Source organism: Embleya sp. NPDC056575 (genome assembly GCF_042793325.1).
Classification (GTDB): domain Bacteria; phylum Actinomycetota; class Actinomycetes; order Streptomycetales; family Streptomycetaceae; genus Embleya.
Genome location: NZ_JBHTVA010000018.1, coordinates 41438 through 65899, shown reverse-complemented (window position 1 = coordinate 65899; position 24462 = coordinate 41438). Strand labels below are relative to the sequence as shown.

Sequence of the window (24462 nt, the reverse complement as noted above, 5' to 3'; positions counted from 1 at the left end):
AGTGCGAGCGTCCCCATCGCGTCCCCGCGTCCACACCACGGAACGCACGACAGGCACACCGGCTGGCTCAGTACAGTGACGACATGTCCGACGCCCCCACCCCCGCAGCCGCGCCCCGCTGGACCTACCTCGGCCCCTCGGGCACCTTTACCGAGGCCGCCCTGCGCATGCTGCCCGGTGCGGAGCACGCCGAGGCCACGCCGATGGAGTCGGTGCCGGTCGCCCTGGACGCGGTCCGCAGGGGCGACGCCGACGGCGCCGTGGTCGCGCTGGAGAACTCGGTCGAGGGCGCGGTGTCCATCACGCTGGACGAGTTGGCCACCGGCGCGCCGCTGGTGATCACCGCCGAGATCCTGCTGCCGATCGCCTTCGCGCTGCTGGTCCGTCCCGGCACGGCGCTGGACGACATCAAGACCATCTCCAGCCACTCGCACGCCCAGCCGCAGGTGCGCAACTGGCTCGCGGCCAACCTGCCCGACGCGCACTGGTTCTCGTCCGCGTCCAACGCCGACGCCGCGCGCCTGGTCCAGGACGGCCGCTACGACGCGGCGCTGGCCGGCGAGTTCGCGGCCGGCCCGTACGGTCTGGTGCCGCTGGTCACCGACATCCACGACGTCGAGGGCGCGGTCACCCGGTTCGTCCTGGTCGAGCGCCCGGACCGGCCCACCGTGCCCACCGGCGCGGACCGCACCACGGTGGTCGCCTACATCGTCGACGACCACCCCGGCGCGCTCCTGGAGATCCTCCAGGAGTTCGCGGTCCGCGGCGTCAACCTGACCCGGATCGAATCGCGCCCCACCGGGGACGGTCTCGGCCACTACTTCTTCTCGATGGACGCCGAGGGCCACGTCGCCGACGCCCGGGTGGGCGAGGCCCTGATGGGGCTGCGCCGGGTGTGCGCGGCCGTGCGCTTCCTCGGCTCCTACCCGCGCGCCGACCGGGTCCGTCCGCAACTGCGCCGCGGCACCTCCGACGCCGAGTTCGCGAACGCCGCCGAATGGCTCGCACGCGCTCGCGGCGGCGGCGAGATCTGACCCGACCACCCACCGGGGCCGGCTCAGGGGACGCGCACCGTCAGCGCCCCGGGCCGGACCCGGACCGCCAGTCGGGTGCCGGGCCCGATCGGGTCGCCGTCCACCTCGCGCGGCTCGGGGCGATCGGTCTCGATCAGCACCGTACGACCGGTGAAGTGCTCGATCGGGCGCAGCCGTTGCTGCTTGACCGGCACCACGGCCGGTTCCTGGTCGCGCCGCCGGCCTATCACCCGGACCGTGGCGTGCGCCCAGCCGGTCATCCCGTACGGCGCGAACACCACGACGTCGAGCAGCCCGTCGTCCGGCGCGGCCCCGGGCAGCAGTTGCATGCCGGCCTGGAGCGCGCCGACGTTGCCCACCAGCACCATCCGGGCCCGCCGGCGGATCGGCTCGCCGTCGTCCACGGTCAGCGTCACCCGCATCCGCCGGTCGCGCAGGTGCCGGGCACCGGAGACCACATAGGCGGGCCAGCCGACCTTCTTCTTGAGCGCGTCCGGCGCGTCCGCGACCATCGCCGCGTCCAGGCCGATGCCGGCCATCGCGGTGAAGCAGCGGGATTCGGCCTCGCCCGCCCCGGCGTCCGCGTCCCCGCCCGCGTTCGCCTCCACCATGCCCAGGTCGATCCGCCGATCGCGCCCGTGCATGGCCACGTGCAGCGCGTCGGCGATGTCGATCGGCAGCCCGAGGTTGCGGGCGAGCAGGTTCCCGGTGCCGGCCGGGATCACCGCGAGCGGGGTGTCGGTACCGGCCAGCGCGCCCGCGCACTCGCGGATGGTGCCGTCGCCGCCCGCCGCGATCACCAGATCCACGCCCTCGGCCAGCGCCTTCGCGGTCACCCCGGCCCCCGGATCGAGCACCGTGGTCTCCAGCCACAGCGGCTCGGCCCACCCCGTGTCGTGCATGATCCGGTCGATCCGGGTGCGTGATTCGGCCACGTCCAGCTTGATCGGATTGACCACCACGGCCGCTCGCGGCCGCCCGCCGCCGGCCCCCGTCGGCGCCTCGCGACGGGCGCGACGTCCCCGATAACCCCAGATCGACTTCGGCGACAGCAGCGCGCGGTTCATCACGACCAGCACGACGCCCGCGTAGAGCAGCGAGGTCAGCACGTCGCTCGGGTGGTGCATGCCCCGGTACATCCGGCTCCCGGCCACCGCCAGCGGAATCGCGCCGAGCAGCACCCAGACCGACACCACCGCCGCGCGCGGGCGCAACCGGGCCGCCAGCAGCACGGCCAGCCCGCCGTAGAGCGCGAACGCGGCGCCGGTGTGCCCGGACGGGAAGCTCGACGTCGCGGCGGCGTGCTCCAGGCGCGGGACGCCCGGGCGATCGCGCGAGACGAAGAGTTGTACGAGCCAGAACACCAGCGCCTGCCCGGCCACCGCCCCGGCCAGGAAAAGCGGGCCGCGCCAGGAGCGGCCGACGATCCGGATCAGGACCATCGCGACCAGCGTGGTGGCGATGATCACACCGGTGTCGGCCAGCGTGGAGAACACGTGGGTGACGTCGTTCCAGGTCCCCGAGCGGTGCTCGGCGAGGGTGCGCTCCAGGTCGTCCTCGGCGGTGAACGGCCACACGCCGTCGAGCGTCCTGGTGACGAGCAGACCGAGACCCACCATGACGAACGTCAATATGGCGAGGGGCAGGACGATACGGCGCAGGAACCGTCCTGCTTCGGTCAGCATGACCGACATTCTTACCCGGCGACGGATCGTTCAGTTCCGCCCGTGCGGGGAGTCACGGTCGGTTCCGGGGCGAATGTGCGCAATCTCCGGGTCCGGATCGTCGCCGTCGAGCTCCGGCTCCAGGCCCTCGTCGGTGGCGTCCACCGGGCGCAGTCCGGCGTCGCGGCGCCACCACTCGAACACCGCGGAGGTCACCGCGAGCACGATCAGGCCGAGCACCGCGCCGCCCACCACGTCCGTCACGTAGTGCACGCCGAGCGCGACCCGGGTGAAGGCGACGCCCACCGCCGAGCCGATCGCGAGCACCCACGCGAACGGCCGGCAGACCCGGGGGATCAGCGGCAGCAGCGCCAGCAGCAGCACGCCGGGGCCCACCACGCCCGTCAGCGCGTGCCCGGACGGGAAGGACCAGCCGGCGGAGTGGTGCACCGGATGCGGCAGGTCCGGCCGGGCCCGGGTGAAGACGAACTTGAGCAGCGCGCCGAGCAGCCCCGCGACGAGCATGCTCGTCGCGGCCCACACCACCAGCCGCCGCGCGCCGCGCCACCACAACCACCCGCACATGATCGCGACCAGCACCCGGTACACGTTGGGATCCCAGACCCAGTCGGTCAGGAACAGCAGCGTGTGCTGCCAGGCGGGGTGTGCGCGGACCCAGTCGTTGAGGTCGGTCGCGACGTCCCGGTCGAGGTCGAGCAGCGGCGACCACTTGGTCTCCACCAACGCCGCGAGCACCCCGAACGGCAACGCGCCGACGAGCAGGGCGAGCGCGGCCAGGGTCATTCTGAGCCCGAAGCGCCGGTCGGGGTCGAGGCGCCTGCCGACCCAGTCTGGGGAGGAGGTCATTGTTCATTCATAACCCGAATCCGGTCCCGCACGTTCACTTCCTCGGCACAAGTCGTACACGGGACGCCCGGAATCGTCCGGGACCCCGCGGTCGCGAAATCCGTTGGCGGGGCCCCGGTAGGCTTTGCCCGTGATCGACCTGCGACTGCTCCGTGAGGATCCCGACCGTGTCCGCGCTTCGCAGCGTGCCCGCGGCGAGGACGAGACCATCGTCGACGCGCTGCTCGCCGCGGACGAGCTCCGCCGCTCGTCCGGCTCCCGGTTCGACGCGCTGCGCAACGAGCAGAAGTCGATGGGCAAGCAGGTCTCCAAGGCCAAGGGCGACGAGAGGCAGGAGCTGCTGACCCGGGCCCAGACGCTGGCCGCGGAGGTCAAGGCGGCCGACGCCGAGCAGGCCGAGGCCAAGGCGGAGACCGACCGGCTGCTCAAGTCGCTGGCCAACCTCATCGACCCCGACGCACCGGTCGGCGGCGAGGAGGACTTCGTCACGATCGAGGAGATCGGCGCCCGGCGCGACTTCGCGGTCGAGGGCTTCGAGCCGCGCGACCACGTCGAACTCGGGCGCATGCTCAAGGCGATCGACGTCGAGCGGGCCGCGAAGGTGTCCGGCTCGCGCTTCTACTACCTCACCGGCGTCGGCGCGCTGCTCGAACTGGCGCTGGTCAACATGGCCGTCGCACAGGCGACCGAGGCCGGTTTCACGCCGATGCTGACGCCCGCGCTGGTGCGTCCGGCGGCGATGGAGGGCACCGGGTTCCTCGGCCAGGCCGCGGAGAACGTGTTCCACCTGGAGGCCGACGACTACTACCTCGTGGGCACCGCCGAGGTACCGCTCGCGGCGTACCACATGGACGAGATCATCCCGGCCGCCGAACTGCCGCTGCGCTACGCCGGTTTCTCGCCGTGCTTCCGCCGCGAGGCCGGGACGTACGGCAAGGACACGCGCGGCATCATCCGGGTGCACCAGTTCGACAAGGTGGAGATGTTCTCCTTCGTCGCGCCGGAGGAGGCCGAGGCGGAGCACCGCCGCCTGCTCGCGTGGGAGAAGGAGTTCCTGAACCGGCTCGAACTCCCCTACCGGGTGATCGACGTCGCGTCGGGCGACCTCGGCGCCTCCGCCGCGCGCAAGTTCGACATCGAGGCGTGGATCCCGACCCAGGGCAAGTACCGCGAGGTCACGTCCACCTCGAACTGCACCGAGTTCCAGGCCCGCCGGCTCCAGGTGCGGATGCGCGACGAGCAGGGCACCCGTCCGCTCGCCACGCTCAACGGCACGTTGTGCGCGGTGCCCCGCACCATCGTGGCGATCCTGGAGAACCACCAGCGCGAGGACGGCTCGGTGGTCGTCCCCGAGGCGCTGCGGCCCTTCCTCGGCGGTCGTGAGGTCCTCGAACCGGTGCAGGCGTGACCTTCACCCTGATCGCGACCGACCTGGACGGCACGCTCCTGCGCGAGGACCACACGGTCTCCGCGCGCAATCGCGCGGCGCTCGTCCGGGTCGCCGAGGCCGGTGCGCGGCACGTGATAGTGACGGGCCGCGCGGTGGGGTGGACCCGTCCGGTGTTCGACGCGCTCGGCTACCGGGGGCTCGCCGTCTGCGGGCAGGGCGCGCAGGTCTACCACGCGGGCGAGGACCGGCTGTTGACCTCGGTCACCCTGGACCGGCAACTGGCCCGGCTCGCCGTGGAACGACTCACCGCCGAACTGGGCGCGGTACGGTTCGCGGTCAGCCGCGACGGTCTGGCCGGTCGGGTGGTGATCGAGGACGGCTACCGCTACGAATCCCTGCTGCCGGTGCACACCGTGGCGAACCGGGAGGAGTTGTGGTCCGAGCCGATCCTCAAGCTCTACCTGTACCACCCGGACTACGACGACGACCGGCTGACCGCGTGCGCCCGGAAGATCTGCGCCGGCCTGGTCGACGTCACGCACGCCGGCACCGGCATCGTCGAGGCGTTGCCGGTGGGCCTGAGCAAGGCGGTCGGCCTGTCCCTGGCGGCACGCCGGCTGGGGGCCAGGGCCGCGGACACCATCGCGTTCGGCGACATGCCCAACGACGTCACCATGTTCCGCTGGGCGGCCCACGGGGTGGCCATGGCCAACGCCCACGCCGAACTACTGGCCATCGCGGACGAGGTAACCCTGTCCAACATGGAAGACGGCGTAGCGGTAGTCCTGGAACGCCTGTTCCCCACCCTGTGACCCAAGCCGGAGCCCGACACCCGAGCCCTGCACCCAGGCCCGAGCCGGAGCCCAGCCCCTGACCACGACGCATGGGCCCGCACTTCAGGCCCGGAGCCCGGCCGCTGAGCCCTGACCCAAGGCCGGAGCCCGACGCCCGGGCCCGAGGTCCGAGCCCGGGCCGGAGGCCGGAGGCATCTCATCCGGCCGCGAGGCCCCGGCAGGCGTCCCCGATGCCCGAATCCCGCAGCCTTCCCACCTCACGCGACGGGCCGGGCGGGTGGGCACCAAAACCCCTCACCCCACCCGCACATGCCCGGGCCGCGAAGCCCCCACCCCACACCCCACCGCGCAAGCACACAGCACCAGCATCACCACGATCGGCACCGTCCACCCCCCGGTGACCTGCCGCAGCGCCCCGGCCGCCAACGGCCCGAACGCGGCCACCACGTAGCCGACCGCCTGCGCCATCCCGGACAGCTGCGCCGCCGTATGCGGATCGGGCGACCGCAACACGATCAGGGTCAGCGCCAGCGACACCGCGCCCCCCTGGCCCAGCCCCAACAACACCGCCCACAGCCACGCCCCGCCCGTGGGCGCGAGCATCAGCCCCACGTACCCGGCCGCGACCAGACCGACCGAGCCGATCACCAGCGCACTCTGGTTGCGCATACGGCCGGCGATGATCGACCCCGCGAGCGAGGACGGGATCTGCACGAAGGTGTTGAACGCGAAGATCGCCGCCGCGGTGCCCTTGCTCATCCCGTGGTCGGTGAGGATCGTCGGCATCCAGGCCAGCAGCACATAGAACAGCAGCGACTGCAGACCCATGAAGCCCGTCACCAGCCAGGCCAGCGGCGACTTCCACAGCCCCGCCACACGCGGCATCGCGACCGCCGCGGCCCCGCGCCGGCGCCGCACGTGCGGCAGCCAGACCGCCACCGCCGCGACGGCGAGCAGCGCCCAGCAGCCCATGGCCGGCTGCCAGCCGTGTCCGATCGTGTTCTCCAGCGGCACCGTCGCGCCCGCCGAGACCGCCGCGCCGAGCACCATGGCCGCGCTGTAGACCCCGATCATCACCGCCGCCCGATCCGGGAACTCGCGCTTGACCACACCCGGCATCAGCACGTTCAGCACCGCGATCCCGCCGCCCACGAGCGCACCGCCCGCGAACAGCGCGCCCAACTCGGGCACCATCCGCAGCAGGATTCCGGCGCCCACCACGACGAGCGCGCCGAGCAGCACGAGTTCGGTGCCGAACCGCCGCGCGGCGACCGGCGCGAGCGGCGAGATCAGGCCCAGGAACAGCACGGGTATCGCGGTGATCAGGCTGCCCGTGGTCGCGGACAGGTGGAACACGTCGCGCAGTTCGCCCACCAGCGGCGACACACTGGACAGTCCGGCTCGCATGTTCAGCGCGATCAACACGATGCCCGCGAGCAACAGCGCGCCGCCGCCGGCCTTCGCGGTGGTCTTGGCGTTCGGGGACATCCGCAGGTCGGTCGTGCTCATGCGTCGTGCTCCATCGGATGGTGCTCGGTCGGGTGGTCGTGCGGGGCACGGTCGTGCAGCAGGGTGTCCAGGGCCACCACGGCGGGCTCGAGGATGTCCCGTACGGCCCGCTCGGCCGCGTCCGGATCGCCCGCCTCGATCGCGTCGGCCAGGGCCACGTGCAGCGCGTGCGACGCGTCCGGCAGGGTGCCGTCGCCGACCACCGTGCGGATGGCGCGCCACAACGAGTCGCTGAACCAGCGGTACGTGGCCACCATCGCCGAGTTGTGCGACGCGAGCGCGATCGCGGTGTGGAAGGCCACGTCCTGCTCGACCAGGTCGTCCAACTCGCCCTCGGCGACGTCGCCGCGGTCGAAGTCGTGCGGCTCCGGGGTGTCCGCGCTGCCGTCGGCCGCGCCGCGCCTGGCCAGGGCGCGGCGCATGCGTTCCAGGTCGGCGAGGTCGCGCCGCTGGGCGGCGAGCCGGGCGGCCTCCACGTCCAGCGCCCGGCGCATCTCGAAGATGTCCCGCAGGTCCGCGTGCTCGATCCGGCGCACGAGGTCGCCGGGGTCGGTGAGGGAGCGTACGTAGGTCCCGTCGCCCTGGCGGGACTCCAGCATCCCCGCGTGCACCAGCACCCGGATCGCCTCGCGCACCGTGTTCCGGCCCACCCGGAGCCGCTCGGCGATCACGCTCTCGCTGGGGATGCGCGACCCGACCGGCCAGGTTCCGGCGGTGAGTTGGGCGCGGAGCTGGTCGATCGCGTCGTCGACGAGCGAACGTCTGCCGGCGGCCTGGAGCGACATGGACCCTCCTGGATTCGTGGGGTTGCCCAGTCATCCTACAAGTAGCTGCACACCACATGCGAAATCGAGGTGGGGGCCGATCCCGGCCCCCACCTCGGTCCGCCCCCACCCTCAGACCCGGTCGCGGTCCCGGCGGGGCGCCAGGAACACCGCCGCGAGCAGGGCGCCGAGCAGGACCAGTGCCGAGTCGACCAGGATCGCGACGGCGACCCCGGACAACACCGCGTCGGGCCCGGTGTCGCCGAGCGAACTCATCCGGGCGGTGGCGATCGCGCTCATGATCGGGATGCCCATCGTGATGCCGACCTGCTGGGTCATCGTGGCCAGGCCGGTGGCCAGGCCCTGCTCGGCGTCCGGCAGGCCGGAGGTCGCGGTGATCATGAAGCCGACGATCATCAGCATGTTGCCCACCCCGCCGACGAAGGTGGCCGCGAGCAGCAGCCAGATCCAGCCGCCGGAGCTGCCGAGCGCGACCAGCGACAGGGTGGCCAGCGCCTGGACCACGCCGCCCGCGACGATCGTGGTGCGGGTGCCGAAGCGGCCCACCACCCGGCCGCCGAGGGTGCCGCCGAGCACGGTGCCGATGCCCAGGACACCGAAGGCGAGCCCGGTGGCCAGCGGCGAGTAGCCCAGGACCTCCTGCAGGTAGAGCGTGAGCAGGAAGACCAGCGAGGTCTCGGTGACGAAGGCGATCAGGCCGGTGATGTTCCCCCACAGCACGGTGCGGCGCTTCATGATGCGGACCGGGACCAGTGGCGAGGCGGAGCGCTGCTCGATGAACCAGAACGCGACCAGGAGCACCGCGCCGGCGACCAGCGCGCCGAGCGTGGTGGGCTCCCCCCAGCCCTCGGCGCCCGCCTGGGTGAGGCCGAACACCAGGGCCAGCAGACCGCCGGTGACCGCGATCGCGCCGGGCACGTCGAGCCGGGCCCGCCCGCTCGGCCGCGAGTCGGTGATCGCGGACGGCGCGAGGATCAGCACCAGCGCGGCGACGGGCACGTTGACGAAGAAGGCCCAGCGCCAGGACAGCAGATCGGTGAGCAGCCCGCCGAGCACCGCGCCCGCGGTGAAGCCGGCCGACATCAGCGCACCGTTGAGACCCAGCGCCCGATCCCGCTGTGGCCCCTCCTTGAACGCGGTGGTCAGCAGCGACAGACCGGCGGGGGTCACCGCCGCGGTGGCCAGCCCCTGGAGCACCCGGGCGATCAGCAACATCTCGGGGGACGTGGCGAAGCCACCCAGGGCGGAGGAGGCGCCGAGCAGGGCCATGCCGCCCAGGAACAGGCGCTTGCGGCCGAACAGGTCGGCCACCCGACCGAACAGCAGGGTGAAGCCGGCGGCGGTCAGCGCGAACGCGGTGGCCACCCACTGGAGGTTGTTCAGCGAGAAGCCCAGGCCCTCGCCGACCACCGGCAGCGCGACGTTCAGGATCGAGAAGTCCACCGCGATCATGAACTGGGCACCGAGCAGCAGGGTCAGCACCAGCTTTTGCCGCCCGGTCATCCGGGCGCCGGTCGAGCCGGCCGCGTCGGTCCGCCCGACCGGGGCGACGGATGGGGCCTCGACGGGCCTGGTGCGGTGATCGAGCGTGGACATGTGCGCCTCCCGAGCGGATCCAGAGTATTAACGGGTCTGCTTTCCCGTTACGATGCTCAGAAGGTAGCACGATGGATCGACTTAATGGAACAGGAGTCCCGTTATGACGTCGGAAGGCACCGTCCGCCCCGGTGGACGCACCGCCCGGGTACGCGAGGCGGTCCTGCGCGCGGCCGGGGACCTGCTCGCCGAGCGGGGCTTCGCCGGGCTGGACCTGGCCGAGGTGGCACAGCGCGCCGAGGTCGGCAAGACCACCGTGTACCGGCGCTGGGGCGGCGCCACCGGCCTGGTCGCGGACCTGCTGGTGGAGATGGCGGACAGCTCGGTGCCACGCACCGAGACCGGCTCACTGCTGGGCGACCTGCGGAGCAACGCCCACCTGGTCCGCCGCACGCTGGTGGACGAACGCCAGGGCGCGCTGTTCAAGGCGGTGATCGCGGCGGCGACCTGCGACGCCCGGACCGCGTCGGCGCTGCACGCCTTCTACGCCACGCGGGTGGACGAATGGGCACCTTGCGTGACGGCCGCGATCGAGCGGGGCGAGGCGCCGGTGGGCACCGATCCGCGCGAGGTGATCAGGGCGGTGTCGGCGCCGCTGTACTACCGACTCCTGGCCAGTGGCGACCCGCTCGACGAGGCGAGCGCGGACCGCGCGGCGGCGGCGGCCGAGGCGGCCACCCGGGCGGGGGTGTTCGTGCGGTAGCGGCGGGCCGGCCCGCAGGGTCGCCCCGACCGGGCACGTATGGTCGACGGATGCGTTTGAGCACTGTGATCCTCCCGATCCACCGTTGGACCGAAGGCCGAAAGATCTGGCGGCAGGCCGAAGACCTGGGCTTCCACGCCGCGTACACCTACGACCACCTGTCCTGGCGCAGCTTCCGGGACCACACCTGGTTCGGCGCGGTCCCCACTCTCACCGCCGCCGCGGCGGTCACCGAGCGGCTGCGCCTGGGCACGATGGTCACCTCGCCCAACTTCCGCCACCCGGTGACCCTCGCCAAGGACCTGGCCGCCATCGACGACATCTCCGGCGGCCGGTTGATCGCGGGCGTCGGCGCGGGCGGCAACGGGTTCGACGCCACCGCCCTGGGCGGGCAGCCGTGGACCCCGAGGGAGCGCGCGGATCGGCTCGCCGAGTTCGTCCCCCTGCTCGACCGGCTGCTGTCCGAGCCGGCCGTGACCTCCCGAGGCACCTACTACACCGCCGAGGACGTGCGGATGATCCCGGGCGGCCGGCAGCGGCCCCGGGTGCCCATCTACCTCGCGGCCACCGGCCCGCGCGGGATGCGCCTGGCCGCCCGGCACGGCCAGGGGTGGATCACCTACGGGGACACCCGCGACCCCAAGGGGGTGCCGGCCGAGGTCTGCCCGAAGGTGATCGCCGAGCAACTGGCCCGGCTGTCCGACATCTGCGCGAGCGAGGACCGCGAGCCGGAGGAGCTGGAGCGGGTCCTCCTCCAGGGTTCGACCCTGGAGCGCCCCCTCGACTCGATGGACGCGTTCGTCGACTACGCGGGGCGCTACCGGGAGCTGGGCATCACCGAGCTGGCGATCCACTGGCCGGTCCCCGACTCGGTCTTCGCCGCCGACCAGGCCCTGTTCGAGCGCATCGCGCAGGAGGGGCTGCGGCAACTCGATTGATCGGGCGCTTCGCTCCGGGTCGCCCGACCCGCGTTCCGCGGCTCCGCCGCTCTCCGCGCCGCGCGCGTCGATCCCGGGGGCAGTCCGAGTCGTGGGCGCCGACGCGCCGCGGGGGCGTCCCGCGTCGGGCGGGGTGGGGACCGCCGCGAGGGGAGAATCGTTTTCGAGCGAGGATGTACCCGTGACCATCACGAATCGCCCACGCCTAGTGGCCACCGACCTCGACGGCACCATCGTGCGTGACGACGGGTCCATCTCCGCGCGCACACTCGCCGCCCTGGAGCTGGTCGAGTCCTCGGGCGCGGAGGTGGTCTTCGTCACCGGCCGCCCGCCGCGCTGGATGAAGCGCGTCGCGGATGTCACCGGCCACCGCGGACTGGCCATCTGCGGCAACGGCGCGGTGGTCTACGACCTGCGCAGCGAGCGAGTGGTGGGCACCCACACGATGGACGTCACCGCCGCGCGCAAGGTCAGCCGGCTGTTGCGCGAGGCGGTGCCCGACGTCAGCTTCGCGGTGGAGACCGAGACCGGCTTCATGCACGAGCCGAGCTATCCCGCGCTCGAACGCGACGTGTCGATCGTGCACGCGGTGGGCCCGGTCGAGGAGCTGCTGACCGGCCCGGTGCTCAAGCTGCTCGCCCGACATCACAGCCTCGACCCCGACGTGTTCCTCGCGCTGGCCCGCGACCGGGCGGGAGCGTACGCGGAGTTCACCCACTCTTCCTCGATCGCTCTCGTCGAGATCAGTGCCCTCGGCATCAGCAAGGCCAGTACGCTGGCCTGGTTCTGCGCGCAGCGCGGTATCCGGACCGAGGACGTGGTGGCGTTCGGCGACATGCCCAACGACCTGCCGCTGCTCGCCTGGGCCGGACAGGCGTACGCGGTCGCCAACGCACATCCCGACGTGCTGGCGGCGGTGACCCGGCATACCGGAAGCAATCAGGACGATGGCGTGGCCGAGGTATTGGAAAAGTTGTTCGGCTGAGAGGGCGGCATGGCGGCCGGTTTCGGTGTACGGACCAACCGGCTCCACGAACGCGTGACGCCGAAGACACGCTTACGCGTGAAGGTTGCACAGAGTAGTTACCTGATTGCTTTCCGTGACATAGATTGACGCCGTGTACTCCCCCTCCCGGCCAGGGTCCCCACTGGCTGTGACGATCGACCGCTATCGGGTCGGCCAGGCCCTCTCGTTCCGGCCCATCGCCGAGGGCCTGCTCAACCGAGGCTACGAGGTCGTCACCACCAGGGGACGCTGGTTTCTCAAGCACTATCTGGACCAACGACCCGACACGATCCGGTTCCAGCACCGGACCACGCAGCGGCTCGCCGCCTGCGGCATACCCGCGATCGCACCGGTGACCGACCGGCGCGGGCGCACCGTGCTGTCCTCGCGCGGCCGCTGGTTCGCCCTGTATCCCTGGGTGGACGGCATCCATCGGCGCGGCACCGACCTCGACGCCCGGGGGTGTGCGCGGGTGGGCGCGCTGCTCGGCGGCGTACATGTCACGCTGCCGCGCCTGCTGCCTCCCATCCAGCAGCCGCTCCTCGTCCCCACCGCCGACCCGCACGAATCCCTGGCCACCATCGAGCGCCTGCTCACCGGGATCCGGGCCCGACCCGAGAGCGACTCCTTCGACCGGCTCGCCGAACTGCGCCTGATCGAGCGGCGCGCGCTGCTGCTGCGACACGCGCACCGGCGACCGCGCGACCACGACGCACCGCATACGGGCTACGTGCACGGCGACTTCCACCCGCTCAACGTGCTCTACCAGGGCAACGACCCGGTGGCGATCATCGACTGGGACCGGCTCGCCGCGCTGCCCCACACCGAGGAACTGGTCCGGGCCGCGCTGATCTTCTTCACCGACCGCATCTCGGGCACGCTCGACCTCGACCGGGTGCGCGGCTTCGTCGGCGGATACCGGGCGACCCTGGATCCGGGGCCGACCCAACTCGCCGCCGCCGTACACCGGTTGTGGTGGGAGCGGCTGAACGACTTCTGGATGCTCACCCGGCACTACCTCGAACACGACCCGCGCTGTGCCCCGTTGTTTCCCGCCTCCGCCGCGCTGATCGTGTGGTGGACGATGGCCTACGACGAGGTGCTGGAAGCCTTCCTGGGCTGAGCGGGCGAGCGGCACCCCTCCCGGGAAACAAGAACCCGCGCGCGTCACCGATGGTGACCCGCGCGGGTTCCGCGTCCTGGGACGTCAGTTGGTGGTACCGCTGCTCGCCGGCGGCGTGCCGCCGCCGGCCGAACTTCCCGAGGTGTTGTCGCCGGGCTTCGTGGTGGCCGACGACGTCGCCTTGCCGGTCTCCGACGGCTTGGTGGGCGGCGGCGAACTCGGCGCGTGGGACTGCCCCGACGAGGCCCCGCCCGGATCGCGCCACGTGTTCGTCGGCGTCGGGGTGGACCGCCAGGTCTGCTGCGGGCTGCTCGGCGGTGTGCTCGCGGTCGACTTGTTGTTGGTGTCCGTGGTGGCGCCGACCGAGGCCGCCGGTTGCGCGCCTTCGCCGCCGGTGGTCTGGCCGCCCTGCTTCTCGTCCGTCTTCGACGGACTGTCGCCGCCGCCCGGAAGGCCCTTGACCAGGAACACCGCGCCGATCGCGATCAGGACGACCGCGAGCGCGGCCACCAGGTAGATCGGCAGCTTGCGCTTGGGCCGCTCCGACGCGGGTGCCACGATCGGCAGTTGCCCGGTACCGCCGTCGTTGGCGCCCGCTTGTTGCGCGCCGCCCGGCGGCCGGCCCGCCAACGGCGGCATCGCCGCGGTGGCCTCGGCCGATCCGGTCTGCGGCGACACCGCCGTCGCCCCGGGGGCCACCTGGCTCCACGAGCCGAACTCGGGCCGCTGACCCTGCTGGTTCGGCACCCGCGGCGGAACCGCCACCGACACCTGCTGACCGGCCAGCGCGCGGCGGATGTCCATCCGCATCTCGTCGGCCGTCTGGTAACGGTCGTCCGGGTTCTTGGCCAGCGCCTTCAACGCGATCGCGTCCAGGTGCGGCGGCACCCGCGGATCCATCATCGACGGCGGGCGCGGATCGTCCTGCACGTGCTGGTAGACCACGGACAGCGGGGTGTCCCCGTTGAACGGCGGACGCAGCGCCAGCAGTTCGTAGAGCAGGCAACCGCTGGAGTACAGGTCGCTGCGCGCGTCGACGGTCCGGCCCAGGGCCTGTTCCGGCGACAGGTACTGCGGCGTGCCCATCACCATGCCGGTCTGGGTCATCGTGGTCGCCGCGCTGTGCATCGCGCGGGCGATCCCGAAGTCCATCACCTTGACCGCGCCCGAGTTGGTGATGATCACGTTCGCGGGCTTGATGTCGCGGTGGATGATGCCGTGGCGGTGGCTGTACTCCAGCGCCTCCAGGATCCCCTCGGTGACCCGCAGCGCCTGTTCCAGCGGTATCGGGTTGCCTTCGCCGAGCAGTTCCCGGACGGTGCGACCCTCGACGCACTCCATCACGATGAACGGCACCAGCTCGTTGCCGACCCGGTCCTCGCCGGTGTCGTAGACGGACACGATCGCGGGGTGGTTCAGCGACGCGGCGTTTTGCGCCTCGCGGCCGAACCGCGAGCGGGCGACCGGGTCCTGGGCCAAGTCCGGACGCAGTGTCTTGACCGCGACCGTACGGCCGAGCCGCACGTCGTGGGCCATCAGCACCTCGGCCATGCCGCCTCGACCGAGTTGGCGACCGAGTTCGTAGCGGCCGGATCCGACCGTCTTCACCTGTGTGCCGGACGCCTCGCGGTCGTCCGGTCCCTGCGGCGCGGTCATCGCTCCTCGCCCTGCGCGTCGGGGCGACCCGCTCGGGGCCGCCGAACTGTGGCGATGCGGTCCGCCGCGAGCAGGGGGGAGCGGAAAACACCACGGGAGCGGGGGAGCACGACGGTTCCAACGATCGGCCGGCCACAAAGGCACGCCGTCTCGGGCGTCGGGGTTGTGACCGGGGACTCGGCGATCATCCTCGACAGTCCCCTCACGTGGCGCCGGGGCTTGGGCCCGCGCCCATGTGCTGATGAAATGTGGTGCATCCTCGCGTCAAGTCCCGAAACGATACCGGGATCGGCGGTACTCCGGTGCGGAGAGGCCATGGTAACGGGATTCCGGATTCCCGGCCGAGGGCTTCCGCGGGCCGGACGACCCGCTCGGCGCGGCGCCGGGTTCAGCGCAGCATCAGGATGGACGCGAGCACGGCCAGTACGCCGAGCACCGTCGCCGCGAACGCGGCACCGGCGCCGGCCCGGCGACCGTGCCCGCCGGGCGCGCTGTGCGCGCCCGCCGAACGCGCTCGCGGCCCGAATCCGGACAACACCCGCGCCCACGGCGGACCACCGATCGGCGGGCGGCCCGGGCGGTGCCCCATCGGCACGGGCGTCGGTGTCGGCCCCGGCCCGGCCGGCGGTGGCCCGCCCGCGCCGTACAGGACCGAGTCCCAGACGTTCTCCGGCAGGATCCGCCGCACCGACTCGCGCATCCGCCCGGCGGTGTCGAAGCGCAGGTGCGGGTCCTTGCGCAGCGCTTGCAGCACCAGGTCGTCGACCGCTCCCGGCAGGTCCGGGCGGTACGCCGACGGCGGGGTCGGATCCTCGCGCATGTGCCGGTACGCGATGTGCACCGCGGTACCGCCGTCGAACGGCGGCACGCCGACCAGCAGCTCGTGCAGCAGACAGCCCACCGAGTACAGGTCGCTGCGGGTGGAGGCGGGATGCCCGAACGCCTGCTCGGGCGAGAAGTATTGCGGGGTGCCCATGATCCGACCGGGGTCGGTCAGCGCGCCGTCGGTGACGAACAGGGCGCGGGCGATGCCGAAGTCCATCACCTTGACCGCGCCGTCCGGGGTGATCATCACGTTGACCGGCTTGATGTCGCGATGCACCAGGCCGCGATCGTGGCTGTACTCCAGCGCGTCGAGCACCTTGGCGGTGATCGCGAGCGCACGCGGCCAGGGCACCGGGCCGTGCGCCTCCAGCAGGTCGCGCAGGGTGATCCCGCGCACCAGCTCCATCACGATCCACGGCACCAGGACCCCGTCCTCGCCGGGATCGGCGCCGGTGTCGAACACGCGGACGATGGTGGGATGGTCCAGCGCGGCCGCGTGCTCGGCCTCGCGGGCGAAGCGCGAACGCGCGACGGTGTCCTCGGCCAGGTCGCTGCGCAGCCGTTTGACCGCGACGAGCCGGTCGAGCATCAGGTCGTGCGCCTCGTGCACCACGGCCATTCCGCCGCCGCCGATCCGCCGTCCGGTGCGATACCGCCCGCCACCGAAGACGCGCCCGCTCGCCCGAGCCGGGTCCCCCGAAACGGTCACCGTCAGGCCGCCCTCCACGCTTCACGACTCGGGCACGACGGCCCCGCGAGTCGACCTACCGAACAGCGCTCCCGTCGTACCGCCGACAGCCTGTCAGAGACCCGACGCGAGCGCACCGGGGCGGCACCGGGCAGGTGCCGCCCCGGTGCGCCCCGCGACGGTGGGTGTCCGCACTCGTCGTCCGAACGATCCCGAGGGCTCCGGACGATGCCGAAGGCTAGAGATACGGGCCCGACTGGGTGTGCGGCGGCTCGCCCTGCCCCCCGGGTCCCACGCCGGGCGGCAGCGCCCGACGCATCGTCTCCAGCTGCGCGCGCGCCGCCATCTGCTGGGCGAACAGCGCGGTCTGGATGCCGTGGAACAGCCCTTCGAGCCATCCCACCAATTGTGCCTGCGCGATCCGCAGCTCGGACTCGCTGGGCACCGAGTCGTGGGTGAACGGAAGCGACAGGCGCTCCAGCTCCTCGACCAGTTCCGGGGCGAGCCCCTTCTCCAGTTCCTTGATCGAGCTGGCGTGGATCTCCTTCAGGCGCACCCGGCTCGCCTCGTCGAGGGGAGCCGCGCGCACCTCCTCGAGGAGCTGCTTGATCATGCTTCCGATGCGCATGACCTTCGCGGGCTGTTCCACCATGTCGGTCACCGCGAGTTCACCGCCCTCTTCACCGAGGCCGCCGCCGAGCGCCATGCCATCCGGCCCGACGATCACCACCTGCGGGTTCTCACCATTCGCTTCGCTGTTCGGCGTATCCATGCATCTCATCCTAGGAGCGCCGGAGGGTTATGCCGTCCTCCCGCGCAGCACCGCACGCGATCGTGTCAAAAGCGCCGCGAGCAGGCCCGCGAGCAGCGGCAGCACGACGAGCGCGAGCGCGAGCCGCGACCACGGGACCACCACCGTGGGAGCGTGCAGCCTGTCCTGGATGGCGGGGGGCAGCGTGTCCCACAGGGCCGCGCGCTGGCCCCGACGCACGACCACTCCCGCGAGCACCCCCACGACCAGGCCGAGCGCGGTACCCAGGAAGGCGATCACCCCGCTCTGGAACGCGGACAACCGGCGCCGCACACCCGGTGGCGCGCCCACCGCACCGAGCGTGGCCAGGTCCTGCCGCGCGTCGGCGAGGGCGAGGCCGGTGGCGACCCCCGACGCGCCGATGGTGATCACCAGCGCGAACACCGCGAGCAGCAGCAGGCGCACGTCGTCCTTGCCCTGGAATCCGCGTTCGATGAACAGGAAGGTGCGGTCGGAGATCCGGGCCAGGCTCTCCTCCAGGCGCTGCTTTTGCGCGTCCGAGGGCGAACGCCCGGCGTCGTAGACCGCACCGACCGGTTCGGGGGTCGCGCCGAGCGTGGCCGCCGCCGCCGGCGAGGCGAAGATGCCGCTGCTCAACCCGAACGGCGCCCGTACCATCACCGCGGGCAGTCGCACCACGGGCCGCGCCGGGTCCGGCTTCTCCATGGTCGACATCCCGCCCGGGCCGGCACCGTTGCGGTAGGTGAGCACCTCGGCCGTGTTGTCCGGGCCGATGTAGCCGTCCTCGAACAGCACGATGCCGCCCCGGGCCAACACCTCGGCCGCACGCGGGTCGTCCGCGCCGGTGAGTTCGCGCAGCGTGTCGGCGTCGCCGACCACCGATCGGAAGAAGCCGTTGCCCGGCGAGGAGAACACGCATCTGGGATCGGCGTGCCACCGCGCCGGGTCGCCGCCGTCCGCGATCGGACACCGGAACTCGGGCAGCTTCCGCACCTGGTAGCCGGCGCACTCGGACCGGTCCGGGGTACACGGCCCGGTCAGCGAGCCGAGCGCACCGCCCTTCGCGCCGGGCAGGGTCCGCTCCACCACGCGGCGCACCTCCTCGATCTGCCCGGCGGTCACCGGCGCATCGACCGGCCCGCCGGGAAAGGGGTCGCGGTCGTGCACGCCGACCAGGACGTGGTTCGTCAGGGCGTTGGGGCGGTACGCGTTGCGCTCGTCGGCGGTCTGGCTCGACCACACCACCGCGACCGCCACCGAACCCGCCACCGCCGCCATCACCGCGGCCATCGCGGGCGCGCTGCGCGGTCGGCTGCGGGCCGCGTCGCGCAGCGCCAGCCGGGGGCTCAGCGGCAGGAACCGGCCGAGCCGCGCGGTCAGCCCGATCAGCGCCGGACAACACGCGACCAGGCCGAGTTCGGCCACCACGACGCCGACGACGATGATCCTCTCGTCCGCCCGGTCCGCGCCGTACAGCGCGATCGCGGCGCCGAGCGCGACACCGGTCGTCCCGGCGATCGGCATCAGGCGCGAGCCGCGCCGGACCCCGCGGCGGCCGGTCAACGACGCGGCGACGTCCTCGCGGGCCGCGAGCCACGCCGGGATCAGCGCGGCGAGCACACCGATCGCGACCCCGACCGCGGCGATGCCGAGCAGTTCGAGCACGCGCACGTCGTAGTGACCGAGGAGTTGCCCGGTGCGCTCGGCGAACCACGGCCGCGTCAGGGCCGCGACCACCAGGCCCAGCGTGGTGCCGAGCAGCGCGCCGACCGCGCCGAGCACCACCCCACCGCCGAGGACCACCCCGCCGATGTGCCGACGGCCGCCGCCCGCCACACCGATCAGTCCGAGTTCGCGCCGCCTGCGGCGGGCGCCCACGGCGAAGGCGGGGCCCGCCAGCAGGATCATCTCCAACAGCCCGAGCCCCAGGCCGATGCCGCCGAGCCGCAGCGCGTGCGAGTCGGCCCACTGTCGCGGGGTCCACAACGACAGCTGCGACCGGGCCGGCGGATGCCGCAACACCTCGGCGGATCTGACCAGGAGTCCGTGCCGATTCGCTTCCACGACCCGGCTCCACGGCATGCCGCCGGGGACCCGGATCAGCGTGGCGGTCTCCGGCTCGACGGGCGCGTACGCCGGGGAGCCCGACGACAGTGCGTCGATCAGGGCACCCGGCAGGGCGAACACCGTGATCGCCCGCAGGTCCTGCGGCAGGTCGACGGTGCCCACGATCCGGTAGGTGCGTCCGGTGCCCAACTCGGTCAGTCGTCCACCGACCCGGTAGCCGGCCGAGCGGCCCAGTCGTCGGGTGACGACCACCTCGTCCCGGGCGGCCGGGGCTCGCCCCTCGCGCTGGAGGACCATGCCCTTCGCGAGCGGCCTGGTGTAGTCGAACTCGTGCACCGGCACGCCGCTTCGACCGTGCGCGGTGGACACCATCGCGTAGGCGCTGCGGTCGGTCAGGGTCTCGGTGATCCCCGGTATCACCGAGACCGGGTCCGCCGCCGCGGGTGTACCGGTCGACGCCGCACCCCCCGATGGTGCGCCGGAGGGCGGGGACGGGGAGGGCGGCGACCCCGTCTCGTGGGGGACGGTCTGCCAGTCGTCGCCTTCGGGGTCCTGGCGAATCGCGGTGGGAAGGCGGCCGGGGATCCGCGAGCCGTGGTCCTGCGCGGGATCGCGCACCCGCGCGTCCGCCTGTCCGAGCGTGCGCGAGATCAGTTCGTCGGTGTCGAGTTGCGCGCTGCGCCAGGTCACGTCGGCCGCGCTCATCCCCAGCACGGGGACGGCGATCATCGCCACGATCAGGGCGCTGCGCCCCTTGGCCCGCAACGCGTCCCGCCGGGCGATCCGCAGGCAGGCCCGCCACGAGCCGACGCTCATCGCGCACCGCCCCGGGAGAGCAACGAATCGGCGGAGGCCGCGGATCCGGTGTCGTCCACCAGGCGGCCGTCGCGCAGGAACACGATCCGGTCCGCCCAGGCCGCGTGCCGGGCCTCGTGGGTCACCAGGACCACCGCCGCGCCCGCGTCGCTTCGCGCGCGCAACACCCGCAACACCGCCTCGCCGGTGGTGGAGTCGAGCGCGCCGGTCGGCTCGTCGGCCAGCAGCAGCCGGCGCTCGCCCACCAACGCCCGGGCGATCGCCACGCGTTGTTGCTGCCCGCCGGACATGTCGTCGGGGAAGCGGTCGCCGAAGTGTTCGAGGCCGACCTCGGTCAGTGCCGCCTGCGCGGCCTGCCGGGCCCGGCGGATCGAGGCGCCGTCGAGTTCGAGCGGCAGCGCGACGTTCTCCACCGCGGTCAGCGCCGGGACCAGGTTGAGGTCTTGGAAGACGTAGCCGATGCGGCGCCGGCGCAGCGCGGCCATCCGGCGCCGATTGAGCGCGCCGAGCGGTTGCCCCTCGACCAGGACCTCACCGCCGGTGGGCGTGTCCAGTCCGCCGGCGAGCATCAGCAGGGTCGACTTGCCCGACCCGCTGGGGCCCATCACGGCCAGCATCTCGCCCGGTACCACGCTCAGGTTCACCTCGGCCAGGGCCTCCACCCGGACCTCGCCCCGGCCGTGGATCCGGCCCACCGACCGCAGTTCGAGCACCGGTGTCGGCCCGGCGTCCGCATCCGTGCGCTCGGCGTCGTTCATCGGCGCGCTCCGCGCTTGCGCGGCGGTACGGGCCGCTCGGCCGCCGGGGCCGGCGCGCGCTCGGCGGCCCGGCGGGCCAGGCGCGTTTCGCAGTGGTCGAGCCAGCGCACCTCGGCCTCCGCGTGGAAGATCAGCGATTCCAGGACGAGTTGCCACGCCATGTCGTCCTCGGCCGCGCGCGTCTTGAGCCGGGTGTAGTCCTGGAGCGCGCGCAGCGTGTGGGCGCGTTGGGCCTGGACCACCGTGCCGATGTCGATCCCGGGCACGGTGACCGCCATCGCGAGCTTGATCGCGAGTTCGTCCCGGGGCGGGTTGGTGCGCGAGACCGGCGCGTCGAACCAGGCGCGCAACTCGGCGCGGCCCGGTTCGGTGATCCGGTAGAAGACGTGCCCTTCGTCGTCCTCGCCGTCGGGCGCGACCAGGCCGTCACGATCCAGCCGGCCGAGGGTGGTGTAGACCTGACCGACGTTCAGCGGCCAGGTGGATCCGGTCCGGGACTCGAATTCGCTCCGGAGCTGATAGCCGTACCGGGGGCCCTGATCGAGCAGTGCGAGCAGGCCGTGTTTGATGGACATACCGAGTATGTGTATACCCGGTATGCTCATCACGCAAGACCGACACCCGTGGGAGCGGGAGCGGGCGGGAACGACCGCCGGGCAGGGGAGGGACCTACGACGAAAACCCGATCACCGGGCGGCGCGGGGTCAGTTGCCGGAGAACGGGCCCCGGCAGCGGAAGTCGAATGTGTAGCGCTGGGTCTGGGCGTTGGCCACCGGCTGCAGGATCAGCAGTTGCACCACGCCGCTGACCTCACCGAGCAGTTGCGGCGGGATCGGCCAGGGCACGGACAGGCTCTGCTGGCGCGGCCCCGAGCCGGTGAAGCGCATGATGTCCGGTGGGAACACCCGCACCTTGTCGTAGATCCACTGATAGACCACGTCGCCCGGGCCGACCCCGTCCACGAGCACGGTTCCGATCAGCTGTATCTGTTCGAGCCCGTTGCACCACACGTAGGAGCCGTTCGCCCGGTCCGCGACGATCCGCAGGTCGGTCACCCGAAAACGCTGGCCCAGCGGGGGCGGGCTGCCCGGATCGCCGCCGCCGGTGGTGGGGGTGGCGCCCGATCCGCCGGTGGTGGGTACGCCGACCGGGGGCGATGTGGCGCCGATCCCGGGCCGGTTGCCGGAGCCGCTGTCCTGCGCGCCCGGCGGGGCCACCGTCTCGGTCACCGTCACCGTGGGCGCCGGGACCCGCTGACCACCGGCGCTCGGCTGCCCGGCGGGAGCGGGCGAGGTGCCATCGGTCGGCGCCGGGGTGGCCTCGATGCTCTGGTCCTGGGCGGGCAGTTGCGGCGGGATGTCGGCCGGACTGGGCGCGGCCCCGTCGTGCCGGGCCCGGATCCCGGGGCCGGCGCCCCAGACGTTGGTGAGCACGAGCAGCGTGATGAGGGCCAACGCGATGATCGTCGGTCCGAGCGGAATCCGCCGGTGAAACCCGCGGATCGACCACATCACGCCTCCTCCCCCCACCATCGGACGGACGTTGCCGGAAGGTAACCCCGTTTCCCGATCCGCATCCTCGACGAGCCTGCACCCTTCATCCGCGATGCGCCAGACACACAGTCTGCCCGGCGGGACCGACGCCCGTCCCGCCGCTCAGCGTCGTCGCGACGCGGGGGAACACCGGACGAGCAGTCCACCGGCGCAGACGATACCGGCTCCTCCGAGGGCGATCAGAGTCAAATTCACAACGGATGGGCCGGTTCTGGGCAGGGTGGGCGGCGCATCGAAGGCCGGAGGGGTGGCGGGAGCGGAGGCGTCGGTAGAGGTGTTCGGCTCGGTCTCCATCAGATACCGCGCGACGACTCGCCCGCCGGAGCGCACGGCGTACACCCCGGGTCGATCGTCCCCGGTGATCTCCGCCCCCCAGGATCGGAGCGCCTCCAGACCCTCGGTTCCCCCGGTGAGCAGGAGTTCCCGCTCGACGTCGAGGACCGCCTGCCCCGACTCGTCGGTCACCGGTCGGGCGCCGTGTCGGGCCAGCCGGTCGAGCAGCCGGTCCCACTCCTGTTGGGTGGGCGCGTCGGTGATCGGCGCGGGTTCGGCCGGCGTGGTGGGCACCACCGGTTGCCGCGGCGGCACCGGCGGATCGGGCCGCAACCCGGGCGCGGCGGGCGCCCGACCGCGCGGGCCCGCGGTCGATCCCGCGTGGTCGACGGCCCGTTCCGCCGGCGGCGACGATCCGTCGACCGGGGCGGGTGCGGGTAGGGGCGCCGCGCTCGCGAGCATGGCGAAGCCGGGGAGGACGTGGACCGCCGCGAACACACACCCGGCAGCCAGTCGACGCGCGAAGCCGCCGGGGGTAGGCATGTCGTCAGATTAGGGAAAATCGACAAAAGACCCATCCAGCGACATACGCCGCACCAATCCGGTCATCCGATTTTCATTCGTCCGGCGGCAGGTGCGCCCACCCCCGGCACGCTCCCGTCAGCGCACCCGCAGTACGACCTTGCCGATGTGTCCGCTCTCCTCCAGCACACGGTGCGCGTCGGCCGCCTCGGCCACCGGCATCACCCGGTCCACGATCGGCACGACCCGGCCGGCCGCCACCAGCGGCCACACGTGCTCGCGCACCGCCGCCACGATCGCCGACTTCTCCGCGATCGGCCGGGCCCGCAACGAGGTCGCGGCCACCGCGGCACGCTTCATCAGCAGCTTGTTGAGGTCCAACTCACCCCGGGTGCCGCCCTGGAGCCCGATCACCACGAGTCGCCCGTTCACCGCGAGCGCGTCCACGTTGCGGTCGAGGTACTTCGCGCCCATGTTGTCCAGGATCACGTCGACCCCGGCGCCGCCGGTTGCCTCCGCGACCCGGGCCACGAAGTCCTCGCCGCGGTAGTCGATGGTCACGTCGGCACCCAACTCGCGGCAGCGCTCCAGCTTGGCGGCCGATCCGGCGGTGGTCAGGATGCGCGCGCCGGCCACCTTGGCCAGTTGGATCGCCATCGTGCCGATGCCGCTCGATCCGCCGTGCACCAGGAAGTTCTCGCCCTTGCGCAGGTGGGCCACCATGAACACGTTCGACCAGACCGTACAGACCACCTCGGGCAGCGCCGCCGCCGAGATCAGGTCCACCCCCTCGGGCACCGGGAGCAGTTGGCCGGTGGGCACCCGCACCCGCTCGGCGTAGCCGCCGCCCGCGAGCAGCGCGCACACCTCGTCGCCGACGGCCCAGCCGGACACACCCGCGCCGACCTCGACGATCCGGCCCGACGCCTCCAGACCGGGGTATTCGGAGGCGCCCGGCGGCGGCCGGTAGAACCCCTGTCGCTGCATCAGGTCGGCCCGGTTGACCGCCGTGGCGGCCACCTCCACCAAAACCTCGCCGGGTTCGGGTTTCTCGTCCGGGACCTCGCCCCAGGTCAGTACCTCGGGTCCGCCCGGCTCGGCAATCGTGATGGCGTACATGTCT

At 72.6% G+C, this 24462-nt stretch carries 21 protein-coding genes; 7 read left to right on the top strand and 14 right to left on the bottom strand.

Translation table 11 applies throughout. The features are described from left to right. Positions 1–83: 83 nt before the first annotated feature. On the top strand, positions 84–1034 hold the full coding sequence (gene pheA, locus ACFRCG_RS16620; RefSeq protein ID WP_380003254.1) for a prephenate dehydratase: 951 nt from the start codon (positions 84–86) through the stop codon (positions 1032–1034). A 23-nt stretch (positions 1035–1057) separates the two neighbouring features. Here pheA and ACFRCG_RS16615 read toward each other — a convergent pair whose 3' ends face one another. Beyond that, positions 1058–2719 (bottom strand): diacylglycerol kinase family protein, encoded by a 1662-nt coding sequence (locus tag ACFRCG_RS16615; protein ID WP_380032098.1) that lies wholly within the window; start codon positions 2717–2719, stop codon positions 1058–1060. A gap of 30 nt (positions 2720–2749) precedes the next feature. Then, complete coding sequence (locus ACFRCG_RS16610; RefSeq protein ID WP_380032095.1) at positions 2750–3565, bottom strand: phosphatase PAP2 family protein; 816 nt, start codon at positions 3563–3565, stop codon at positions 2750–2752. 130 nt (positions 3566–3695) lie between these two features. On the opposite strand from ACFRCG_RS16610, the gene serS reads away from it, so the two are divergent. Both serS and ACFRCG_RS16600 read left to right on the top strand, forming a co-directional pair. Then, positions 3696–4973: a serine--tRNA ligase gene (serS, locus tag ACFRCG_RS16605; protein ID WP_126640201.1), complete on the top strand. Its 1278-nt coding sequence runs from the start codon at positions 3696–3698 to the stop codon at positions 4971–4973. Beyond that, on the top strand, positions 4970–5767 hold the full coding sequence (locus ACFRCG_RS16600; RefSeq protein WP_380032092.1) for an HAD family hydrolase: 798 nt from the start codon (positions 4970–4972) through the stop codon (positions 5765–5767). The genes serS and ACFRCG_RS16600 overlap by 4 nt, the downstream gene beginning before the upstream one ends. A 276-nt stretch (positions 5768–6043) precedes the next feature. Here the strand turns inward: ACFRCG_RS16600 and ACFRCG_RS16595 are convergent, their stop codons facing one another. The 3 genes from ACFRCG_RS16595 to ACFRCG_RS16585 all read right to left on the bottom strand — a co-directional run bounded on the left by ACFRCG_RS16595 (position 6044) and on the right by ACFRCG_RS16585 (position 9546). After that, positions 6044–7258 (bottom strand): CynX/NimT family MFS transporter, encoded by a 1215-nt coding sequence (locus ACFRCG_RS16595; protein ID WP_380032089.1) that lies wholly within the window; start codon positions 7256–7258, stop codon positions 6044–6046. Next, complete coding sequence (locus tag ACFRCG_RS16590) at positions 7255–8043, bottom strand: FadR/GntR family transcriptional regulator (protein WP_380032086.1); 789 nt, start codon at positions 8041–8043, stop codon at positions 7255–7257. The genes ACFRCG_RS16595 and ACFRCG_RS16590 overlap by 4 nt, the downstream gene beginning before the upstream one ends. 111 nt (positions 8044–8154) lie before the next feature. Continuing rightward, complete coding sequence (locus ACFRCG_RS16585) at positions 8155–9546, bottom strand: MFS transporter (protein WP_380032240.1); 1392 nt, start codon at positions 9544–9546, stop codon at positions 8155–8157. A gap of 196 nt (positions 9547–9742) precedes the next feature. Here ACFRCG_RS16585 and ACFRCG_RS16580 point away from each other — a divergent pair, with 196 nt between their 5' ends. The 4 genes from ACFRCG_RS16580 to ACFRCG_RS16565 all read left to right on the top strand — a co-directional run bounded on the left by ACFRCG_RS16580 (position 9743) and on the right by ACFRCG_RS16565 (position 13409). Next, positions 9743–10342, top strand: coding sequence for a TetR/AcrR family transcriptional regulator (locus tag ACFRCG_RS16580; RefSeq protein WP_380032083.1), 600 nt, complete (start codon positions 9743–9745; stop codon positions 10340–10342). A gap of 50 nt (positions 10343–10392) precedes the next feature. Next, complete coding sequence (locus ACFRCG_RS16575) at positions 10393–11280, top strand: LLM class flavin-dependent oxidoreductase (RefSeq protein ID WP_380032081.1); 888 nt, start codon at positions 10393–10395, stop codon at positions 11278–11280. A gap of 181 nt (positions 11281–11461) precedes the next feature. Then, positions 11462–12265 (top strand): HAD family hydrolase, encoded by an 804-nt coding sequence (locus tag ACFRCG_RS16570; protein WP_380003263.1) that lies wholly within the window; start codon positions 11462–11464, stop codon positions 12263–12265. A 169-nt stretch (positions 12266–12434) separates the two neighbouring features. Next, complete coding sequence (locus ACFRCG_RS16565) at positions 12435–13409, top strand: phosphotransferase (protein ID WP_380032078.1); 975 nt, start codon at positions 12435–12437, stop codon at positions 13407–13409. A gap of 84 nt (positions 13410–13493) precedes the next feature. On the opposite strand, the gene ACFRCG_RS16560 is transcribed toward ACFRCG_RS16565, so the two are convergent. The 9 genes from ACFRCG_RS16560 to ACFRCG_RS16520 form a co-directional block, all read right to left on the bottom strand. After that, positions 13494–15065, bottom strand: a complete 1572-nt coding sequence (locus ACFRCG_RS16560) for a protein kinase (RefSeq protein WP_380032076.1) — start codon at positions 15063–15065, stop codon at positions 13494–13496. Between the two features lie 388 nt (positions 15066–15453). Further along, complete coding sequence (locus ACFRCG_RS16555; RefSeq protein ID WP_380032074.1) at positions 15454–16599, bottom strand: protein kinase; 1146 nt, start codon at positions 16597–16599, stop codon at positions 15454–15456. A gap of 217 nt (positions 16600–16816) precedes the next feature. Further along, positions 16817–17350 carry a bacterial proteasome activator family protein gene (locus tag ACFRCG_RS16550; RefSeq protein WP_078976350.1) on the bottom strand — a complete coding sequence of 178 codons (534 nt, stop codon included), beginning with the start codon at positions 17348–17350 and terminating at the stop codon, positions 16817–16819. A gap of 27 nt (positions 17351–17377) precedes the next feature. Next, positions 17378–20233, bottom strand: a complete 2856-nt coding sequence (locus tag ACFRCG_RS16545; RefSeq protein ID WP_380032072.1) for an FtsX-like permease family protein — start codon at positions 20231–20233, stop codon at positions 17378–17380. Further along, positions 20230–20991: an ABC transporter ATP-binding protein gene (locus ACFRCG_RS16540; RefSeq protein ID WP_380032070.1), complete on the bottom strand. Its 762-nt coding sequence runs from the start codon at positions 20989–20991 to the stop codon at positions 20230–20232. Before ACFRCG_RS16540 ends, ACFRCG_RS16545 begins: the two co-directional genes overlap by 4 nt. Next, positions 20988–21566 (bottom strand): PadR family transcriptional regulator, encoded by a 579-nt coding sequence (locus ACFRCG_RS16535; RefSeq protein WP_380032067.1) that lies wholly within the window; start codon positions 21564–21566, stop codon positions 20988–20990. Before ACFRCG_RS16535 ends, ACFRCG_RS16540 begins: the two co-directional genes overlap by 4 nt. Before the next feature lie 129 nt (positions 21567–21695). After that, positions 21696–22445, bottom strand: a complete 750-nt coding sequence (locus ACFRCG_RS16530) for a hypothetical protein (RefSeq protein ID WP_380032065.1) — start codon at positions 22443–22445, stop codon at positions 21696–21698. A gap of 201 nt (positions 22446–22646) precedes the next feature. After that, positions 22647–23360 carry a hypothetical protein gene (locus ACFRCG_RS16525; protein ID WP_380032063.1) on the bottom strand — a complete coding sequence of 238 codons (714 nt, stop codon included), beginning with the start codon at positions 23358–23360 and terminating at the stop codon, positions 22647–22649. Between the two features lie 117 nt (positions 23361–23477). Then, complete coding sequence (locus tag ACFRCG_RS16520; RefSeq protein WP_380003274.1) at positions 23478–24458, bottom strand: NAD(P)H-quinone oxidoreductase; 981 nt, start codon at positions 24456–24458, stop codon at positions 23478–23480. Between the last annotated feature and the right edge of the window lie 4 nt (positions 24459–24462).

Bases quoted from the DNA above. Each gene is read 5' to 3' on its own strand.
- pheA (WP_380003254.1), top strand. From the start codon at position 84: ATGTCCGACGCCCCCACCCCCGCAGCCGCGCCCCGCTGGACCTACCTC.
- ACFRCG_RS16615 (WP_380032098.1), bottom strand. From the start codon at position 2,719: ATGCTGACCGAAGCAGGACGGTTCCTGCGCCGTATCGTCCTGCCCCTC.
- ACFRCG_RS16610 (WP_380032095.1), bottom strand. From the start codon at position 3,565: ATGACCTCCTCCCCAGACTGGGTCGGCAGGCGCCTCGACCCCGACCGG.
- ACFRCG_RS16595 (WP_380032089.1), bottom strand. From the start codon at position 7,258: ATGAGCACGACCGACCTGCGGATGTCCCCGAACGCCAAGACCACCGCG.
- ACFRCG_RS16590 (WP_380032086.1), bottom strand. From the start codon at position 8,043: ATGTCGCTCCAGGCCGCCGGCAGACGTTCGCTCGTCGACGACGCGATC.
- ACFRCG_RS16585 (WP_380032240.1), bottom strand. From the start codon at position 9,546: ATGACCGGGCGGCAAAAGCTGGTGCTGACCCTGCTGCTCGGTGCCCAG.
- ACFRCG_RS16580 (WP_380032083.1), top strand. From the start codon at position 9,743: ATGACGTCGGAAGGCACCGTCCGCCCCGGTGGACGCACCGCCCGGGTA.
- ACFRCG_RS16575 (WP_380032081.1), top strand. From the start codon at position 10,393: ATGCGTTTGAGCACTGTGATCCTCCCGATCCACCGTTGGACCGAAGGC.
- ACFRCG_RS16560 (WP_380032076.1), bottom strand. From the start codon at position 15,065: ATGACCGCGCCGCAGGGACCGGACGACCGCGAGGCGTCCGGCACACAG.
- ACFRCG_RS16550 (WP_078976350.1), bottom strand. From the start codon at position 17,350: ATGGATACGCCGAACAGCGAAGCGAATGGTGAGAACCCGCAGGTGGTG.
- ACFRCG_RS16545 (WP_380032072.1), bottom strand. From the start codon at position 20,233: ATGAGCGTCGGCTCGTGGCGGGCCTGCCTGCGGATCGCCCGGCGGGAC.
- ACFRCG_RS16540 (WP_380032070.1), bottom strand. From the start codon at position 20,991: ATGAACGACGCCGAGCGCACGGATGCGGACGCCGGGCCGACACCGGTG.
- ACFRCG_RS16535 (WP_380032067.1), bottom strand. From the start codon at position 21,566: ATGTCCATCAAACACGGCCTGCTCGCACTGCTCGATCAGGGCCCCCGG.
- ACFRCG_RS16525 (WP_380032063.1), bottom strand. From the start codon at position 23,360: ATGCCTACCCCCGGCGGCTTCGCGCGTCGACTGGCTGCCGGGTGTGTG.
- ACFRCG_RS16520 (WP_380003274.1), bottom strand. From the start codon at position 24,458: ATGTACGCCATCACGATTGCCGAGCCGGGCGGACCCGAGGTACTGACC.